At 39.2% G+C, this 18,946-nt stretch carries 15 protein-coding genes and 1 pseudogene; 2 read left to right on the top strand and 14 right to left on the bottom strand.

Annotated features, from left to right (window positions below):
- Nucleotides 1–124: 124 nt before the first annotated feature.
- The 4 genes from LMF89_RS10190 to LMF89_RS10205 form a co-directional block, all read right to left on the bottom strand.
- Nucleotides 125–967: a site-2 protease family protein gene (locus LMF89_RS10190; RefSeq protein WP_229534966.1), complete on the bottom strand. Its 843-nt coding sequence runs from the start codon at nucleotides 965–967 to the stop codon at nucleotides 125–127.
- Between the two features lie 67 nt (nucleotides 968–1,034).
- Nucleotides 1,035–3,293: a HelD family protein gene (locus LMF89_RS10195; RefSeq protein ID WP_229534967.1), complete on the bottom strand. Its 2,259-nt coding sequence runs from the start codon at nucleotides 3,291–3,293 to the stop codon at nucleotides 1,035–1,037.
- 198 nt (nucleotides 3,294–3,491) lie between these two features.
- Nucleotides 3,492–4,568 carry a dual-specificity RNA methyltransferase RlmN gene (gene rlmN, locus LMF89_RS10200; protein ID WP_229534968.1) on the bottom strand — a complete coding sequence of 359 codons (1,077 nt, stop codon included), beginning with the start codon at nucleotides 4,566–4,568 and terminating at the stop codon, nucleotides 3,492–3,494.
- 172 nt (nucleotides 4,569–4,740) lie between these two features.
- Nucleotides 4,741–5,301 carry a hypothetical protein gene (locus tag LMF89_RS10205; protein WP_229534969.1) on the bottom strand — a complete coding sequence of 187 codons (561 nt, stop codon included), beginning with the start codon at nucleotides 5,299–5,301 and terminating at the stop codon, nucleotides 4,741–4,743.
- Nucleotides 5,302–5,513: 212 nt separating this feature from the next.
- Between LMF89_RS10205 and LMF89_RS10210 the strand changes: the two genes are divergently transcribed.
- Nucleotides 5,514–6,116 carry a spore coat protein gene (locus tag LMF89_RS10210; protein WP_229534970.1) on the top strand — a complete coding sequence of 201 codons (603 nt, stop codon included), beginning with the start codon at nucleotides 5,514–5,516 and terminating at the stop codon, nucleotides 6,114–6,116.
- Nucleotides 6,117–6,209: 93 nt separating this feature from the next.
- On the opposite strand, the gene LMF89_RS10215 is transcribed toward LMF89_RS10210, so the two are convergent.
- The 7 genes from LMF89_RS10215 to LMF89_RS10245 all read right to left on the bottom strand — a co-directional run bounded on the left by LMF89_RS10215 (nucleotide 6,210) and on the right by LMF89_RS10245 (nucleotide 13,430).
- A complete protein-coding gene (locus tag LMF89_RS10215) occupies nucleotides 6,210–7,967 on the bottom strand; it encodes a sigma-54 interaction domain-containing protein (protein ID WP_229534971.1) in 1,758 nt (585 codons plus the stop codon).
- Between the two features lie 216 nt (nucleotides 7,968–8,183).
- Entirely contained in the window at nucleotides 8,184–8,723 is a 540-nt protein-coding gene (locus tag LMF89_RS10220) for a 2-oxoacid:ferredoxin oxidoreductase subunit gamma family protein (protein ID WP_229534972.1), read from the bottom strand.
- Nucleotide 8,724: 1 nt separating this feature from the next.
- Nucleotides 8,725–9,471, bottom strand: coding sequence for a thiamine pyrophosphate-dependent enzyme (locus LMF89_RS10225; protein WP_229534973.1), 747 nt, complete (start codon nucleotides 9,469–9,471; stop codon nucleotides 8,725–8,727).
- On the bottom strand, nucleotides 9,468–10,538 hold the full coding sequence (locus tag LMF89_RS10230) for a 3-methyl-2-oxobutanoate dehydrogenase subunit VorB (RefSeq protein ID WP_369412577.1): 1,071 nt from the start codon (nucleotides 10,536–10,538) through the stop codon (nucleotides 9,468–9,470). The genes LMF89_RS10225 and LMF89_RS10230 overlap by 4 nt, the downstream gene beginning before the upstream one ends.
- A 16-nt stretch (nucleotides 10,539–10,554) precedes the next feature.
- Nucleotides 10,555–10,758, bottom strand: coding sequence for a 4Fe-4S binding protein (locus LMF89_RS10235; protein WP_229534974.1), 204 nt, complete (start codon nucleotides 10,756–10,758; stop codon nucleotides 10,555–10,557).
- 202 nt (nucleotides 10,759–10,960) lie between these two features.
- Complete coding sequence (locus LMF89_RS10240) at nucleotides 10,961–12,304, bottom strand: acetyl-CoA hydrolase/transferase family protein (RefSeq protein ID WP_229534975.1); 1,344 nt, start codon at nucleotides 12,302–12,304, stop codon at nucleotides 10,961–10,963.
- A 43-nt stretch (nucleotides 12,305–12,347) separates the two neighbouring features.
- Nucleotides 12,348–13,430: a Glu/Leu/Phe/Val family dehydrogenase gene (locus tag LMF89_RS10245; protein WP_229534976.1), complete on the bottom strand. Its 1,083-nt coding sequence runs from the start codon at nucleotides 13,428–13,430 to the stop codon at nucleotides 12,348–12,350.
- Between the two features lie 308 nt (nucleotides 13,431–13,738).
- Here LMF89_RS10245 and LMF89_RS10250 point away from each other — a divergent pair, with 308 nt between their 5' ends.
- A complete protein-coding gene (locus LMF89_RS10250) occupies nucleotides 13,739–14,446 on the top strand; it encodes an N-acetylmuramoyl-L-alanine amidase family protein (RefSeq protein WP_229534977.1) in 708 nt (235 codons plus the stop codon).
- Between the two features lie 54 nt (nucleotides 14,447–14,500).
- On the opposite strand, the pseudogene LMF89_RS26205 reads toward LMF89_RS10250, so the two are convergent.
- The 3 genes and pseudogenes from LMF89_RS26205 to LMF89_RS10270 form a co-directional block, all read right to left on the bottom strand.
- Nucleotides 14,501–16,113, bottom strand: a pseudogene (locus LMF89_RS26205) (efflux RND transporter permease subunit).
- Nucleotides 16,114–16,142: 29 nt separating this feature from the next.
- A complete protein-coding gene (locus LMF89_RS10265; protein WP_369412578.1) occupies nucleotides 16,143–16,679 on the bottom strand; it encodes an efflux RND transporter periplasmic adaptor subunit in 537 nt (178 codons plus the stop codon).
- A 214-nt stretch (nucleotides 16,680–16,893) separates the two neighbouring features.
- Complete coding sequence (locus tag LMF89_RS10270) at nucleotides 16,894–18,894, bottom strand: methyl-accepting chemotaxis protein (RefSeq protein WP_229534980.1); 2,001 nt, start codon at nucleotides 18,892–18,894, stop codon at nucleotides 16,894–16,896.
- Between the last annotated feature and the right edge of the window lie 52 nt (nucleotides 18,895–18,946).

The raw sequence follows: 18,946 nt of genomic DNA on the forward strand, positions 1-18,946 counted from the left end.
CAGATATACAAAGTATGTAACATAAAAAGAAGCGGAAAATCAAAAAATGATTTTTCCACTTCTTTTTGTTATCAAATAGGTGACTATAGCGTAATTAGAGTTATAACTTCACTGCAAGAGCGAATTATCGATTCAGTACTTCATGTATACTGTAAGTATAATAGGCAGACAAAGCAAACAGAGAAAAATAGGATAACCCCATTTTAAAACGGAAACTACTATCTGTATCATAATAGGGATTTTCTCGATCTTTCCATACTTCCCATGCTTTTTTTATGGCCAATATAGAGATCAAAATACCAATTGGATTAAAGAAATATAGGGAGAAAAATACCATTACTGGGATTCCAACTATCCAAAGTTTTAGGGATATGGCAGTAACAATCCGTCCACCATCAAGGGGATGGGCCGGAATGAGATTAAAAGCAGTTAATAAAAAACCAAAATATGCTAGTGCAAGCAACAATGCGGAATTAAAGATTTCTCCAAGCAAGAGACAGACAAATGCACCAAGAGCTCCGAAAATTGGGCCAGCGATACCAACAATCGCTTCTGTCTTGGCATCCTTCGGTGCTTGTTTCATTTGAATGATGGCACCGATAAAGGGGATAAACATCGGTAGGCTCGTATCAATTCCCAATCGCCTAGAAGCAGTCAGATGTCCCATTTCATGAATAAACAATAACAAGACAATGCCTATGGCGTATTTCCATCCATATAGAAAGGTATACGTGATAATCATTAGCATCATTGACAAACCAGTAGTTAGAAATTTTCCAAATTTAAGAAATATAAAAGCTCCTTTAATGAGCGCCCATATCTTTCCTGCTTTGAAAAGCAGCAATAATCCGCCAAAGCTCGTAAACCAACCCCATTTACTTTTCTTTTTTTCAGGAAGTTCGTTTTCCTCTGAAGGCTCGGTGCTTGCTAAAATGATTTCATTTTCTTTGTTCTTATTTTCTTCCATAATTTAAAAGCCTCCTTTTATACGAATCTTTACATCTATGAACAACTACATGCTAAGCAATACATTGTCATTTACAAATCGGTGTGATTTCATAAAGCTTCTCATCCATCTCCCTTAAGAAAAGCGAGGGTTTTCCATAATAAAAAAGACTTAAACGATGCAATGTACGTGTGCATATTGTATATAATATATGACGTTCTTCTTCACTACTAAAGTTAATTGTATCAGCATTAACGACCAACACCGCATCAAATTCTAATCCTTTTGCTAAATACGATGGAATTACAACAATTCCTTGATGGAATGAGTCCTCCTCATCAATTACAAGATTCAAATCAATATGCTCTTTTAGCTCTGAAAAAACTTTTTTCGATTGATAGGTATTCTTACAAATAATGCCTATTGAATGCCATCCTTCTTTAAGGATATTCTTAATAGTATAAACGAGAACAGGAGTGTACTCGTGAAGATTTTCAATTTTGGTTACTGTGGGTAAAGCTCCTGAACGATTAATTGATTCTACTTTTGTTTTATCAGAAAGTATCGCCTGACAAAAAGCCTGAATTTGCTTTGTCGATCGGTAACTGCGCGTTAGTCGGAAGGCAATTGATTTTTCATTTCCGATAATTTCACTCATATCGGTAAAGCTTGCTGTATTTAAAAACGGATGCACGGCTTGTGCAGGATCTCCTACTACCGTCCATGTAGAGTTAGGAAAGAGTGTCACAAGTATTTGATATTGCATTCTGGTGTAATCCTGGGCTTCATCAATGATCAAATGTTTAATATCGCGATTTATGGGAAAACCTTGCAGCACACCTTGAAAATAAATAAATCCTGGAGTATCTTCGTATGGCAGCACACCATTATTTAAGTAAGAAAGGGTTTGTCTTTGAATAGACTGCCATTTTTCAGGAAAATCAGTTTTATTTGACGACCTGGCAAGCAGCCAGCCCCCTTTAAATAGTCTTCGATATTCTGCCAGCGGACTCAATTTCGTCAATCTGTCAATTTTCTCGTAAAAGGAACCAAACTCTTCCCGGGCTGCAATTCTTGCCAGAGCTTTAATGGTATTCTCGTCAACTTCTTCAGCGCGATTTACAATTTCAGCTTCCTTTTCCTTACGAACAGCATGAAACAGCGGGCGCATTCTGCTTTCGATCACCGCTCTTATCTTTTCTAATCGAATCTTCACTGGCATATCGGAAAGATTCCCAAGAAAATAATGTTTCCACTCCTCTTTTTGAAAGATCAATTGCCCGCGAAACTCAATATCTGGATACTCATCCACTAAGCTTGTTTGTATCCATTCTAGATATTCCCGTAGGATATTCTCAAAATTGCGAGATGATTTAAAACGTATATTTTCTGCACGCAGGGTCTGCTGGTGGTCGCTCCCATTTGACAATACCGTTTCCAGATGAAACGTACGGGTTTCAAATTTTATGGGAAGCTGGTTTATTGCCTCGAACACACAATCGTGAAATGTTTTTTGCAGCACATTTTCTTCTCCCATTTCCGGTAAAACATTGGAAATATAGTCGCTAAATAAATGGTTCGGTGAGAGAATCAGAACATTTTTCTCATTAATACTCTTTCTATCACGATAAAGTAAAAATGCGATACGGTGCAAGGCTACAGAAGTTTTACCACTGCCTGCTGGCCCCTCTACAAAAAGTGCTCTATGATTTGCATCACGAATAATTTGATTTTGCTCACGTTGAATGCTGTTAACAATGGTATGCATTTTATCATCAACACTTTTACCTAGTATTTCTTGCAGAACTTCATCATCTATTTTTAAATCAGCATTAAACATATACTGCATACAACCGTTTGCTATTTTATATTGACGTTTTAGTATGATCTTTCCATTGATGCTTCCTTCGGAACAATGATAAGCCGCTTCACCTAACCCATAATCATAAAACATACTCGAAATAGGTGCCCGCCAATCATAAATGAGGAATTCTCCTGTTTCTTCATCCATTAACGTAGAAAGACCAATATATACTTCTTCTTCCTGGGGTTCAATCCCAGTATCCTCTTCGATAAAATCAATACGTCCGAAGTAAGGTGAGTTTAGCATTTTTCTTAATTTAAGAGGTGTGCTATGGGTTAAGGATGAAAGTGCCCGCTGACGATTTGCGGTTTCTACCAATTGCGCTTCATCACTGCCACATTTTTCCCAATAATTTAATAGCGTTTCTTTGAGTTCAGATTGTTTTACTACACAATTTTCTTCACTTATTGCTAGTTGTTTTTTTATTTCTTTAAGAGTTTCCTCTAGTTTTATTGCTTCTTTTTGTCTTTCTTGATCGTCCATGTCGACCTCCATCTTATAGAAAAGATTCATATGAACTGAGGCACCATCAATCGGCTGCCTGCGAAGATCATATCTAGGATTGTATCATAATCCATTTACTCTGGCTATTGTGCCTCAATTTTAAGAATTCTAAAATACAAACCTCTACAAAAATTCCTTTCGAATTGGTGCAGGAGGCCCTCTTAATAAATATGTTTGTTAACCATGATTATTTTGCCTGGCTTCTTTGATTTGTTTACTTCTTAACTGCCCACAAGCAGCATCAATATCGGTTCCATGCTCGAGACGCTTGCTGCAATGAATACCATTCTTTTTCAGTATATCGTAAAACGTCCGCATGGCTTCTAGCTCGCTTCTTTGATATTGACTATGCTCGTCTACTGGATTATAAGGAATTAAGTTTACATTGACACTTTTCTTTTTATCACCAATTAGCTCTGCAAGTTCAAGAGCATGCTGACTACTATCATTCATATCCTTTAAGAGAATGTATTCTAACGTAATCCTTCTATTGTTTTTTGCCAGATAGTAATCAACAGCCTGCATTATTTGCTCTATAGAAAAAACGCGGTTTATTTTCATGATCCGCGATCGAAGTTCATTATTTGGCGCATGTAGAGAAATTGCTAAATTAACCTGCAAATTCGTATCGGCAAATTCAACAATTCGATCTGCAAGTCCGCTGGTCGATACGGTGATCCGCCTTGCAGCAATGGCTAGACCATTATGCTCTTTGATAATTAATAAAAAATCGATTAGATTTCCAAAATTATCAAGTGGTTCGCCAATTCCCATCACTACAACATGACTGACTCTTTCTTCTTGATTCTCTTGATCTAAATACTGTTCCACTTTCATAATTTGTTCCACAATTTCGCCACTGGACAAATCGCGTTTTTTCTTTAATAAGCCACTTGCACAAAAACTACATCCAATATTACAGCCAACTTGTGTTGTAACACAAACCGACAAACCAAATTTATTTCTCATTAGAACGGTTTCAATTAAATTGCCATCAAACAGCTGAAATAAAAACTTGACCGTTCCATCTGCTGCTTCTTGCCTACAGTGTTCTTTTAGTGTTTCGATAACAAAATGATCTGCTAATAATTGAATACACTCTTTATTAACATCAGTCATTTCGGAGAAATACATTACTCTTTTCCGATAAACCCACTGCCATACTTGCACTGCACGAGATTTTTTATGTCCACGTTCTATAAGCCATGTTTCTAGTTGATTTAATGTCAATCCATAAAAGGATGCTTTGTTCATTCGTTGTCCTCTTTTCAAACTAATAAAAATATCTTTTATTATCATTAGGTATTTGGAGCCTACCAATCTGTTTCTTATTATCCCAAATTTTTATTATTAAAACAAGAGGAGTCAAAATACGCGCTATTGCCGATAGCGCGTATAAAGTCCCGAAATATCAAAATATACTAAATCACCTGTGACCATCCCCTCTAGGCCACCAAAAACCACCGCCAATGATTATAACTTTTTCACCATCAGCGTATTTTAAATGTTCACCATCTTGTCGAAGAGTAAACTCATACCTGGCAGGATGCCATCCATCTTTGCCAATAAAGATTTGTTCCGAATTAATGGATTCTCCATCTAACGATAAACTAAATTTCACATAGCTCCCATAAGAAAGCTGAAAATCAAGTCCCTCTTCGTCTTTGGCAGTCGTAAAATTATATATGATTTTATTCTGGCCTTTATTAACTTCAAAATAGTCTTCATTTCCACCCTGATATCTTCCTAAAACATTCTCAAATCTCCCATCTGTACGAACCGTTCCACTGAAAGTATGAGGAATTCCAGTAGATGTGATTCTCAGGTGTAACCCGTCTGTATCCTGCCACAAAAAATATCCCATGCTTTTACCTGGGTCAAAAGCAATCGGTCTTTCCTCAAGGTTAGGTGAGTAAGACGCAAATACATAGCTGTTCAAACAAAATGCAGCCAGAAAAGCAAGAGCTAGAAGCCTCCATCTTTTCATTTCATCCTCCTGATATCAAAATTCTATGCATCATTCGTTTTAAAAATATCTCTTACAGCCCAATATTCTCCATATTTCATTTTTCCCCTTCTAAGGCTATAGTTAAATGACACTCACAATTATAAATTTCTTACCTTTTCTTAAAATTAGAGAATATTTCAAACTCGAATAGGGAAAATGTCACAGGATATAAATTTAAGGAGGTATTTTTTATGAACTATGGAATGAAACGATCACTACAAGCACAAAAAATGGGTGAAATGGGAAGGGGACACATGCTGGTAGAAGCTCATCAAATGGTGCATGTTGGCGAAGCTATAACAACAATGGTCAACTGCATGAATACATTTCGTATGTACCGTCCTCAAGTTAGAGAACCCCAAATGACGTCTATGATGGATAGACAGTTGGAGCATATGATGAGCATGTGTAATAATATCCTCAAATATATGCAAACCAAAGAAATTAACCAAATCATGCCCGATCGCATCATGAGCTGGCAATCCAGTATCAATCAAATGCATCAACCAATTAACATGAATGCCAGCCGATTAGATGAGCGTGATATGGTATGTTGTATGGCAAGTTCGCTTAAAGCATGTGTTATGTCTTTGAGCGTTGCAACCATGTCTTGCTCTGATGATACCATGCGGAAGATGGTCATGAATTGTTGTACCTCATGTATGAATATGGTATATGATATGTTAATACATATGCATCAAAGAGCGATGCACCACATATCAACTATGCAAGCCAACACGATGCATTCCGCCATGCATGTTTATCAACCCCTGTCAGAAATGCAATATCAATAAAAATGGTACGAAACTGCTTTTAATGCAGCTTCAAATAAAGATCAAGGACTGCATTTTCGCGCAACCCTTGATCTTTATGTTTTTTGTTACGTTCTAGATAACTTCACTTTTAATTTTAAGCTTTTCCATTTTATAGTACAAACTACGAATCGCAATTCCTAATTGGAGTGCAGTCTGTGTTCTATTTCCCTCATTCTTTTTTAAACAATCCTCAATAATTTTACGTTCTACTGCCTCCAGCATTTGGGTTAAACTACTGTGAGGAAAATGCGTATCCACGATATGAGCAGCCTTTATTTCTCGAAAAAATGGTGGAAGATGTCTATTTAAGATTGTCGTCTCAGAAAATTGCATGTTTATCAACGCTCGGCCAAGAACATTTTCCAGCTCTCTTACGTTGCCCGGCCACAGGTATTCACGAAATACGGCAATCGCTTCAGGGGAAACTGCGGTTACATTCCTTCCGTATTCTTGATTGAGTTTTTCTAATATATGCACAATTAACTGTGGTAAATCTGCCATTCTGTGACGCAATGGCGGAATGACAATGGGGAAGACATTTAGTCTATAGTACAAATCTTCGCGAAAGGAACCTTTTTTCACTGCAATATCCAAATTTTGATTTGTAGCAGCAATTACCCGCACATCAATACTCCTGGATTTTACCCCACCGACCTTCGTGAACTCACGCTCTTGTAAAACTCTTAAGAGCTTTGCTTGAACCATCAAAGGGATCTCACCGATCTCATCTAGAAAAATAGTCCCACCGTTTGCTTCTTCAAATAATCCTTTCTTCCCGCCTCGTAAAGCACCGCTGAAAGCTCCTGCTTCATAGCCGAAAAGCTCACTCTCAAATAAAGTCTCCGGCAATGCTGCACAATTAACCCGAATAAAGGGCTTATTATTTCGGTGGCTGGCATAATGTATGCTATGAGCAAATACCTCTTTCCCAGTTCCACTTTCTCCGGATAACAGTATTGTCGCTGGTGTTGTTGCAGCGTGACGCGATTGCTCTACGGCAAGGGACATGGCCGCATCCGTTGCCACCATAGTTTCAAAAGTATAACGTGGCTGAGATCGGTTCACCAGCATTCGTGTACGAGCTAGCTCCTTACTAAGTCGTTTAATTTCGGAAACATCATGAACGACCCCCACACTGCCACGCAATTTACCTTTAATAATAATCGGCGAGACACTTGCTAAAACCTCTCGATTGCCTGGTCCCACCTTTAAGGGAATTCCACGTACCGCATCTAAAGTCTTCACTACCTGCAAGTGCATACTCTCTCCCTCTCGGATATCAACAGTAGACAACTTGCCGACTACTTCCTCCTTGGGCATTCCAATGACTTGAGTATAAGCCTGATTCACCATAATAATCTTTCCCTCTTGATCTGCCACCGAAATGGCATCCTGGGTAACATCTATAATTGTTTCTAAAAATTTCTGCATTTCATTTCTGGAGGTAAGTTCTTCCGTTAACTGCTCTACTTCGGTAAATTCTCGAAACACTGCAGCCACGCCCACAATTTGATCCTTTTCATCCCGCAGTGGAACGCGATTCGTGACAATGTATGTTTCACCGATCATTTGCTTTTGATTAAGTTCAGCAACTCCTGTCTCCAATACACTATCGAGACGGCTGCCGGTAATAATGTCTCTTGCAAGCTGTCCGTATGCATCTTGCACAGGTATGCCCAGTATCCTCTCTGCTGCTATGTTAATAAGAATAATGACACCCATTTCATTGACGACAATCATTCCATCACTCGTTGAATTAAAAAGATCTCTCATTTGACGGCTGCCAAAGTCCCATGCAGTTTGAAAGGCACTTTTCTCTATACATTTCATATTTTCTCCCCCGCACAAATATAGTACCAGAAATGAGATACATAACAATAATCCTACTATAGCGCATATTTCCATATTAACTTATAAATTCCTGTTTCATTTGAAATTAATATAAACAAGTACGCAATTTTATGCATTATAAATATGCAAAAAATTACGTACTTGTTTAGTCCCTAAGTCACATCTTCTTTATATCTGCAATATCCTTTCCCTTTATTAACCAGTTATATGTTTAACCCCTGTTAATATTGCCAGCTCATTCGGTGCAATAATGCCAGGTTTTTTTGCAAAAATTTTCTTGAATGCTTCCATAATTCGTGAAGTATCCACTATATAACCAAGAGCTGCATTGAGTGCTCCTAAAGCAACCATATTCGCCATTCTTGCATCTCCCAAGGAGTTAGCAATTTCATTAGCAGGAACGTTGTAGGTTTTAATGTCATCCCGTTTACTTTGTCGATCAATTAAAGAACTATTTAATACCAAGATTCCACCAGAAGACAAAGAAGACTCAAACTTTTCGAATGAAGGTAAATTCATCGCCACTACTGCTGTAGCTTCCGTGACAATCGGACTACCAATTGGTTCTTGGGAAATAATAACCGAACAGTTTGCTGTCCCCCCCCGCATTTCTGGACCATAAGAAGGAATCCAGGAGACATGCGCCCCCTCCAACATTCCAGCGTAGGTTAACAATTGCCCCATAACCATAACACCTTGCCCGCCAAACCCTGCTAGAATCATCTCGTGAGTCATGTTACTCTCCTCCTGCATCTTTAAATACGCCCAAAGGATATTGAGGTATCATATTTGTTTCCAACCATTTGACCGCTTCAAGAGGCGTCATACCCCAATTGGTGGGACAGGTAGATAACACTTCTACCAAGCAGAAACCTTCCCCACTGTTTTGCAGCTGAAATGCTTTTTTGATGGCAGCTTTTGCTTTTGCCATATTCGATGGATTATTAACGGCAACCCGGGCAATGAACCGAGCGCCTTGTATCGTTGATAGCATCTCGGAAATACATAAAGGAGTCCCGGCCTGATTCACGTTGCGCCCGTAAGGTGAAGTCGTCGTTACTTGATCTACTAATGTGGTAGGGGCCATCTGCCCGCCAGTCATCCCATAAATAGCATTGTTTATAAAAATAGTCGTAATTCTTTCTCCCCTGGCAGCAGCATGCACCACTTCAGCACATCCAATCGAAGCAAGATCACCATCACCTTGGTAGGTAAATACGGTGGAATCTGGACATACTCTTTTTACGCCTGTTGCAACCGCAGGCGCACGCCCGTGAGAAGCTTGAACTATGTCAAAATTAAAATATTCATAAGCCAAGACCGAACATCCTACAGGAGCAACGCCAATTATTTGCTTCCGGACTCCCAATTCATCAATAACTTCAGCAATGATTCGATGAACAATCCCATGTTGGCATCCAGGGCAATAATGAAAAGGAGCATCAGTTAACGCTTCTGATCTTGCATAAAGTTTAGAGTTCATTTCACTGCCTCCTTTTCTCTCACGATGAGGTTGATTTGATTATATATTTCTCTGGAACTCGGCATCATACCACCCATACGACCATAAAAATGGACTGGTTTAATTTGTCTTGTGGCAAGACGTACATCTTCTATCATTTGTCCGGCACTAAGCTCTGTCACTAAGAAAGCCCTTGTCTGTTTAGCCAATGTTAATAATCGTTCACTAGGAAATGGCCATAGACTCATCGGTCGAAAGAGTCCCACTCTAAGTCCATCTCGTTTAGCCATTTCAATAGCCGATCGAGCGATCCTGGAGGTAATGCCATAAGCCACTACGATTAATTCTGCATCTTCTACGCTAAATTCTTCCCAGCGGCATTCTTGTTTTATTATCCTTTGGTACTTATTCTGAAGATGGATATTATGTGCTTCTAGTTGCTCTGGCTTAAGATATAAAGAGTTAATAATATTGGGCTTTGTTCGTTCTCCCAGCCCATTAGCGGCCCAAGGTTTTTCCTGTGGAACAAAAGGTTTTTCTTCAAGGTTCACTGGTTCCATCATCTGTCCAAGAGCACCATCACCAAGCAGCATTACCGGATTGCGATATTTATCCGCTAAATCAAAGGAGAGCATTGTTAAATCTGCCATTTCTTGCACAGAGTTGGGAGCCAGAACAATATTTCGATAATCACCGTGCCCTCCACCTTTCGTAGCCTGAAAGTAATCTGCCTGAGCCGGTTGAATACTGCCAAGTCCAGGGCCACCCCGCATAATATTAACAATCACACAAGGAAGCTCTGCTCCCGCGCAGTATGAAATACCTTCTGCTTTCAAGCTTATACCTGGGCTAGATGACGAGGTCATAACACGCGCTCCTGCGCCAGCAGCACCATATACCATATTAATGGCGGCAATTTCACTTTCTGCTTGCAAAAATACTCCCTCAATCTGAGGCATTCTCTTTGCCATATATTCCATTAATTCGGTTTGTGGCGTGATCGGATATCCAAAATAGTATCTGCAGCCAGCAACAATGGCGGCTTCGCCGATAGCCTCATTCCCTTTCATTAGTCTTGTTTCAGACACATTCACCACTCCCCATCTATTTATAAATTTCAATTACCACATCCGGGCAAGCCTTAGCACACATTATGCAGCCGATACACGCGGATTCATCGGAACAAGTTGCTGGGTGATAGCCCTTGCTGTTTAGAGAATCACTAATAACAATGATATTTTTTCTACAGGCCACGACACAAAGTCCACAGCCTTTACATCTTTCTTGATTAAATACCGGTCTTGGCATGATTCATTCCTCCTGTTTCCCATACAGATTTTCCTCTCCGCTTCATAGTATACTCTCGTAAAACAAGCATATATAGCCGTAGACAGGCAAAGGAAGAGCATAACTATAAGCGTAGTAGATTAAGTAGAAGATTGGAGCGTTAGTTATGCTCATCCTTTACCATCCTAAATGGGACTTTCCGAGAGACTATACGCACAATACATTAACTAATTTTGTTGGATCTACGCCATATTCCTAGCTTCTCGGCACCTTTAATTAACTCTTTACGAAAATTAGGATGAGCAATTTCAATAATCCTCTCTGCCCTCTCCCAAGTTGATCGTCCAGCCAAATTAGCCATCCCCCACTCTGTTACAAAATAATGAGCTTGTGTACGCGGATCTGTTACTACTGCATTCGTGGGCAGATCTACGACTATTCTAGATTTCATTAATCCAGTCTTTTTGTCAATGAAGGTAGAATTAAAACAGATAAAGCTTTTTCCCTCTTTGGACAAATAACCTCCGTTCAAAAAATCAAGCTGTCCGCCCGTGCCGCTGATCTGACGAGAACCCGATGTTTCAGCTGTCACTTGTCCTAAAATATCAACTTCAACGCAACTATTAATGGTAACAAGATTATCAATATTCGCCATCACATTTGGATCATTGGTATAGTCAATTGGATAGGAGGCTAATCCGCTATTTCCATCAACCCAATCATATAATTCTTGGCTTCCGGCACAGAAAGCCCAAGCACCTTTTCCTTTATCAACGTTTTTATATCGATTGGTGATTTTTCCTGATTTTGCCATTATCAAATAGGCATCCACTAACATTTCCGTGTGTATAGCCAAATCTTTTAGATCAGACTCAGCAATCATTGTACCTACCGCATTGGGTAACCCCCCCACACCCAATTGAATTGTAGATGCGTTATTTATTTCTTTTATAATCAACTTAGCAATTTTCCTATCCGTATCTGTAGCTTCCGCAGATTGAATGACTGGCAAATCTGGATTACTACTTTCTACTATGTAGTCAATATCACTAATGTGGATACAATTTTCTTGTCCTCCCAAAGCAATCGGTAATTTTTCATTTACCTCTAGTATGATAATTTTAGCTTTCTCACAGATAGCCCTGGATGCAGAGTTAGTGAGAGAAAAATTGAAGTATCCATGTTTATCCATTGGGGCCACTGAAAACATTGCTACATCTACTTCCAAACTCTTACGATAAAATAATGGTTTGTTGCGATAAATCATGGGTATATAGTTACATAGACCTCGGTCACTCAATTTTCTCTCATAAGGGCTAAAGTGCCAACTATTATAAAAGAAATGTTCTCTTTCATGATCGGCATTAACAATTTCTAAAGGCCTTAATGAAAAGCCTCCTCTTACCTTCACATTTACTAGTTCATTTTTTCGTGCTGCTAGCGCCTTATCTAAGGCCACGGGTTGGGCTAACGTAAAATTATAATCAACCCAATCACCAGACTGAACGACTTTAACTGCTCTTTCTGCCGTGGTCAATTTAGTACGATACTCTTGTGTATAATTCATTTGCTTCCTCCATAAAATTTATTCCAGCCTGGTTTTTTAAGAATCATCTTCTAGCAGGTGATAAAAAGGTACTGCGCACTTTTCCTAATGTATCGATCCGCCGTTCAGCTAAAATGTCAGCTGCCTTATAAGTAGGTATATTATCCCGTTTTGAAATAGCAATAATTTCTTCAATATTCCGATAAATGATTTCAACAGCTCTTAAGGCTCGCTCTTTATTGTAGTCGCCATTCAATTCATCCGCTATATTAATTACCCCTCCAGCATTAATGATATAATCAGGAGCATACAAGATTCCTTTACTATGAAGTAAATCTCCATGACGATTTTCTCCAAGTTGATTATTAGCGGCACCCGCAATAATACGGCACTTAAACTGTGGGATGGTATGGTCGTTAATAATTGCTCCAAGAGCTGTCGGAGTAAAAATATCACATTCTACACCATAAATAGCATCGGGATTAACCGCTGTCGCTCCCAATTCTTTTACCACACGTTCCACGTTGTGCTCATTAATATCAGCTACAATAAGATTAGCACCTTCTTGATGCAGATGTTTAGCCAGATAATAACCCACATGACCAAGTCCTTGAAGTGCCACTGTTTTTCCTTTCAGCTGTTCACTTCCCCAAACCTCTTTAGCACAGGCCTGCATGCCTTTTAATACCCCAAAAGCAGTGATTGGAGAAGGGTCGCCGCTAGATCCAGCTATGGCTCCTACGCCATTAACATGCTTCGTTTCCTGGCTCACAATATCCATATCCTCAACACAGATTCCTACATCCTCCGCAGTGATATAACGTCCATTGAGACTTTCAACAAATCGGCCGAAGGCTCTAAACAACGCCTCACTTTTATCTTTTCTTGGGTCGCCAATAATGACTGTTTTTCCTCCACCAAAATTAAGACCTGCTGCAGCGTTTTTAAAAGTCATGCCACGAGCTAGTCGCAATGCATCAATAACAGCTTCTTCTTCACTGGTATAGGGCCACATTCGCGTTCCGCCCAATGCTGGCCCCAGTGTCGTATCATGAATCGCAATAATGGCCTTCAAACCGGACGCCTTATCCTGGCAAAAGACAAGTTGCTCATAGTCATAATTCTCCATAGAATTTATAATTTCCATACTGGTTCCCCCTTTAGAATAATAATTTAAATTTTCTAACTTTTCAAAGTGAATTGCAAGAAACATGCCAATCAGATTTAATTCATCCTTATAACAAAATCACTATAAATCAAAGCACAAGCCTGACCAATCTCTGTGCAATATTTAGCATGCTTGCAAAATATTGCAGGCTAATTCTTGCAGCTTTATATCAAGTAATCGCCTTTATTGTATCTTATCAATGGGAAATATTACGTTAACCGCAGGGAACGAATATAGAGTATAATTTACTTAACTGACTAAAATCTATAATGAGTAAGGATGAATAAATGAAAAGACAGCTACGATTACCTCTTACGTTTATAGCTCTGCTGGTACTTGGAATGATCTCAACCTCTATGACAGCTAGTGCTGCTGCATATGGTTCCCAGAGTCAAAACATCAATGCGATTCGAGAATATCAAACCAAGAAACCCCTCAAAAACAAAGTGATCGTTGTTGATCCTGGCCATGGCGGTAGTGATGCTGGTGCCATCGGTCCTAACAGTGTTGCCGAAAAAGATGTTACACTGGCAATCGCTCGTGACTTACATGAATTACTTTCTGCCGGAGGAGCAACTGTCATTATGACTCGGACGTCTGATCGAGATGTTGCCACAGACGGATCTTCGGACATTGACGAACTGCAAGCTCGCGTCGATATCGCCAATCAGGCCAATGCTGACTTGTTTGTCAGCATTCACACCGATGCATTTGCCGAACACGGAACTGGTACAACAACCTATTTCAGCCCAGGCAGTAACGATGATCTTGCCCGTTTCGTTCAGGCTAATATGGTGAGTCAATTGAATTTGTATGATAGAGGCTCTCAGCCAAGTGATTTTTATGTTCTCAAAAATACAAACATGCCAGCCATACTAACAGAAGCTGCTTTTATTTCTAATCCGAAAGAAGAAAAACTACTTATCAATCGTGATTTTAATAAAAAGGTAGCTATGGGAATTTACAACGGGATTAAACAATATTTTATACAATAAAAAGGAACTTATTAAAGTTCCTTTTTATTGTATAGGAAAGGGAAATTAGTTTTCTTACTTGGATTTTTGTATCCATTTAGAAAGAAAACTCAGCCTCTTCATAAAATTGATAGGATGGTTCTGAAAGAATAGAAAAATAATCGGAATAATAAGCAGCGTAAACACGGTTGAACTTAATAAACCACCAATTAGAACCCATGCCATACTGACTCTTGTCTCCGAGCCTTCTGTTAATGCTAATGCTGTGGGCAGCATACCAACAACCATGGTGATCGTTGTCATAAAAATTGGTTTTAATCTTGTTTTGCCGGCTTCAATGATAGCATCAAAAGCCCCAACGCCTCGATCCATTAGCGTTATTGTATAATCTAGGAGCAAGGTTCCATTTTTGGCAACCAAGCCATCCATGACCAATATACCAATGAGAGAATATAGATTGATGGTATTATTAGTAATCAGTAGGAATAACAGTGACCCTATCATCCCTAGTGGAAGAGAAAACATACGAATAAATGGAGTTAAAAGCGACTCGTATAGAACAGTTAGTAACATATAAACTAATATAAGCGATAAGCCCAGCGCTTGAAACATTTGACCAAACGTATCACTCATACTATTTGCCTGCCCCGTATAGCGATAGCTAATACCAGTACCTAGATCTTTGGGTGTCAGTTTCTTTGTAATCTCTTGTAATACTTCATTTAAAGGACGATCGGTTATATTGGCTTGTATCGTTATGGAACGTTGTTGTCTACCCGTTGCAGCATGACTGGTCCTGTACCTTCACGTAGAACAGCAATGTCTCCTAAAGATATTTGATGGTTGCCAGCCATAACCGGCAGTGACCGAATGTCCTGCATTGCAAAGCCATCACTTCCTTTAATGCGAACTGTAATATCCGTATCTTGACCATCGTTAAATGGATCATTGGCATACACGCCAGCCTGTTGTCCAGCAATTGCAGCATTAAAAACATTTGCAACTTCAGCTACTGAACTATTATAAAATTTTAATCTGTCACGATCAATCGTCATTTGGATTTCAGGCATCCCCTCTGTATAAGAACTGCGGATGTCTTTTATTCCCTGTATTTGCGAAAGTATGCTTTGGGTTTGATACGAAGATGCAACTAAATTATCCATATTAGAGCCCAGTAATTGTATTTGTATGGGAGCCCCGCCCCCGCCCCCTCCACCTCCACCTGAAACTCCAGCTACGGAAGATTGTGATTCATTCACCCTTATGATGACGTTTGGGAAATTTTGCTTTGCATAGGCTCGTACTTGATCAGTAATTTGCCAAACTGTCCGATCACGATCTTTACGATCAACCAATTGCACACTAAGAGAACCATTATTACTGGAAGGTGTACCCGCGCTAGACAGATAATTTGTTACTTCAGGAATGGTTGATAGATATTCTTCTAATTCTTTTACGACAAGATCTGACTGCTGAATGTTTTGGCCAACGGATAGCTCTACTGAGACACGAAAACTACCTTCATCTGTGCGGGGCATATATTCTGAACCAATAACCCCTAAGGGGATTAAGGAAATAGTTACAAAGAATAAAATCAGTACGACAGCAATGACTTTTTTACTATTACTTAAACCCCAGCGTAAAACCGTCTCATATTTAGTGACTGCACCTTGTTCCATCAGATCCATAAAATCCCAGACTACACCACGAGGCTCGGTCAATCCCCCCTTAAAGAGGCGCGAATGCGTTCTTCTACTTGATTGCTGCTGTTCACTACAAAAATGCGATCTTTACCATTTAAAGACAAAACAGCTTCTTTTGGCACGAATAAGGTTTGTGACCTTAGGATCGTATTAATCTTGGTACGAGCAAACATTCCGCTTCGAATACTGTCTTCAGGCTTGTCAAGGATCATCCGAATGGCAAAGGCTTGTGTTTTACTATCTATGGATGGACTGATGTAAATAATCTTTCCAGTAAATGACTTACCCAAAGATTCAATCCCTATAGTCGTAGGTAAACCTAGAACCACTTGCCCGATATCTTGCTCTGATACGGAGCAGTCTATATAGATATTACTATTATCAACAATAGATAACACTTTCTGACCAGCTGATACGATGTTGCCTACTTCTGCCTGCCGAAAACCAATCATACCAGATCGAGGTGCTCGCAGAGTAAGGTCATTTGTAGTTTTTCTTATGTGAAGCCTTAAGTAATATAATAACAGAGTAATAGTTGCGCACGCAACTATTACTCTGTTATTATATTATATTTTAAGATCCTGAGACCTCATTCATTTTAGTTATTAGCATAACATGAAAATATGACAAAAATATGACAGGTAATTCTTTAATACAGAATTAATCTTTATTGTTAATAGCGACCTTTACTGATTAAATAGCTAAGGCGCCTTTCAATAATTTGAAAGGCGCCTTAGCTATTTAATTAGTAAAATCCTATTACAATTAAATTCGAAAATTATTTAAGCTATTTTTCAGTTCATTTGATAAATGAGCCAAATGCTCGCTAGATGCCGCAATTTCTTCCATAGATGCCGATTGCTCCTCTGTTGCAGCAGATACAGTTTGTGAATGAGAAGCCGTTTCATTAATGACTTTTTCGATATCCTTGGATGATGCTTCAATGATACGTCCATTAGCAAATAATTCATCCACTGTTGATAATATTTCCAATGTTCGTTGATATACATTGCCTACTAAATTCGCTATTTCAGAAAATTGCACTCCCGCTTCGTTGACATGTCCAATGCCCGATTGTACATCATCAACAGCACGCTGTACTGCCGTAACTGCACTATCCACATCGCTATTGGTTTCTTGAATTAATGAAATAATTTGTCCGGTTGCATTTTGTGATTGTTCAGCTAATTTACGAACTTCTTCTGCTACTACGGCAAATCCCCGCCCATGTTCCCCTGCGCGGGCAGCTTCAATTGCTGCATTTAAAGCTAATAAATTAGTTTGGGCCGCAATCCCGGATATCATTTGCACTATTTCACTAATTTTAGTGGATCCTAACGATAATTTACTGACAGCGTCATTTACTGTTTTTGCGCTTGCTCCGATATTATTCATTTGTTTTACCGCAACTTGAACCGTTTGACCACCTATATTGGTTTTTTCAACAGCAACATTTGCCATTCCATTTGCGGCTTCTGTATTTGTTTTCATGTCATTGATTTGTCCCATTAATCCTCTTAAAATACTACTTGTTTTATTTGTTGCCTCTTGCCCACGAACTACACCCGCTGCTACTTCTGTTACTGCAATAGCAACTTGACTAGCAGCCTGCGCTGATTGATTTGCACTTTCCTTTACTTGTATGGACGAACTCGTCACTTCATTGACTGAATTAGCTACTTGATTTATTAAGATCCACAAGTTGGACCGCATCTGAATCATAGCCGCACGTAGTATTCCAACCTCATCTTTGATTTGGTACTGAGAATGATCCTTTTGCTTTAGAGTCGCTTCTGTTATGTCTCCATCGGCAACTGCTGTTGCGTATTCCGCCATTTCTTTTATGGGGCGTACAATTCTGCCTGCTATCAAATTAATAATAGCCACAGAGATAATTAGTCCTAATAAAAATAGACCGCTAAAGATCCAGGTAAGTCGCTTTATAGGTGCAAATTCTTCTGCCGTGGGCGCAACCGTAAACACGCCCCATTGATCCTGAGTCGGTACAAAGGCTACAATTGACTCAATTCCATCAACTTGACCAATAAAATGTCCACTCGTACCATTCTTTATATCTTTCATTGCTTCAAGCAGTCGTTCATTTCCCAAATCTTCGATATTCTTCTTCATTACCAGCTCTTTATTGGGATGACTAGCTATCATACCATTAGGAGAGATTAATATTGTATAACCAGCTTGACCAATTTTCGCTTCATCAATCTCTTTCGTAAATTCATCTAAAGGAATACCGCCAACAACTGCACCTACTACTTTCCCATTAATAGAAACAGGAGCAGCTCCGACTAAGATGGCTTTACCAGTAGTTACAGAGACAATCGGATTATCCATAAAAGGTTTTCCCTCTGGAATCCGTTTTACATAATCAAGCTTTGATGCATCTACGATTTTACCTAAACTTGTTGCCACTTCCTTTCCTGTTAAATCAGGAAGAAAGCTGACAGGGCTCCACTGCGTGAAATCATCATGCATCATTTTAGTAAATTCTAACTGTTTTTGAACATTTCCAGTAAGGTTTAAAAACTGATGAGTTCCTTGTTTGCCAAATGAAGTCATTGTTGTTTTTTCCAACTGCATACGTATGTCAAATCCGTTGGCAAGTTCTCTAGCCTTAATTTCAAACTTTTCCTCTAAGTTGCTTTGCACTATGCTTGATGTGCTCCAATATGAGATCCCCATAACACTGAGAAGGATAACTGTAATTGTGATAGCAACAGCTGTTACCAATTGGGTGCGCAGACTTTTCATAGATTAGCTATCTCCTTTTGATTCTAGTCTTCATAAGTCCTCACTATACCAA

The organism is Pelosinus baikalensis (assembly GCF_020819555.1).
Classification (GTDB): Bacteria; Bacillota; Negativicutes; order DSM-13327; family DSM-13327; genus Pelosinus; species Pelosinus baikalensis.

What these genes read in the sequence shown, in the direction of transcription:
- LMF89_RS10190 (WP_229534966.1), bottom strand. Translation starts at nt 967, where the DNA reads ATGGAAGAAAATAAGAACAAAGAAAATGAAATCATTTTAGCAAGCACC.
- LMF89_RS10195 (WP_229534967.1), bottom strand. Translation starts at nt 3,293, where the DNA reads ATGGACGATCAAGAAAGACAAAAAGAAGCAATAAAACTAGAGGAAACT.
- rlmN (WP_229534968.1), bottom strand. Translation starts at nt 4,568, where the DNA reads ATGAACAAAGCATCCTTTTATGGATTGACATTAAATCAACTAGAAACA.
- LMF89_RS10205 (WP_229534969.1), bottom strand. Translation starts at nt 5,301, where the DNA reads ATGAAAAGATGGAGGCTTCTAGCTCTTGCTTTTCTGGCTGCATTTTGT.
- LMF89_RS10210 (WP_229534970.1), top strand. Translation starts at nt 5,514, where the DNA reads ATGAACTATGGAATGAAACGATCACTACAAGCACAAAAAATGGGTGAA.
- LMF89_RS10215 (WP_229534971.1), bottom strand. Translation starts at nt 7,967, where the DNA reads ATGAAATGTATAGAGAAAAGTGCCTTTCAAACTGCATGGGACTTTGGC.
- LMF89_RS10220 (WP_229534972.1), bottom strand. Translation starts at nt 8,723, where the DNA reads ATGACTCACGAGATGATTCTAGCAGGGTTTGGCGGGCAAGGTGTTATG.
- LMF89_RS10225 (WP_229534973.1), bottom strand. Translation starts at nt 9,471, where the DNA reads ATGAACTCTAAACTTTATGCAAGATCAGAAGCGTTAACTGATGCTCCT.
- LMF89_RS10235 (WP_229534974.1), bottom strand. Translation starts at nt 10,758, where the DNA reads ATGCCAAGACCGGTATTTAATCAAGAAAGATGTAAAGGCTGTGGACTT.
- LMF89_RS10240 (WP_229534975.1), bottom strand. Translation starts at nt 12,304, where the DNA reads ATGAATTATACACAAGAGTATCGTACTAAATTGACCACGGCAGAAAGA.
- LMF89_RS10245 (WP_229534976.1), bottom strand. Translation starts at nt 13,430, where the DNA reads ATGGAAATTATAAATTCTATGGAGAATTATGACTATGAGCAACTTGTC.
- LMF89_RS10250 (WP_229534977.1), top strand. Translation starts at nt 13,739, where the DNA reads ATGAAAAGACAGCTACGATTACCTCTTACGTTTATAGCTCTGCTGGTA.
- LMF89_RS10270 (WP_229534980.1), bottom strand. Translation starts at nt 18,894, where the DNA reads ATGAAAAGTCTGCGCACCCAATTGGTAACAGCTGTTGCTATCACAATT.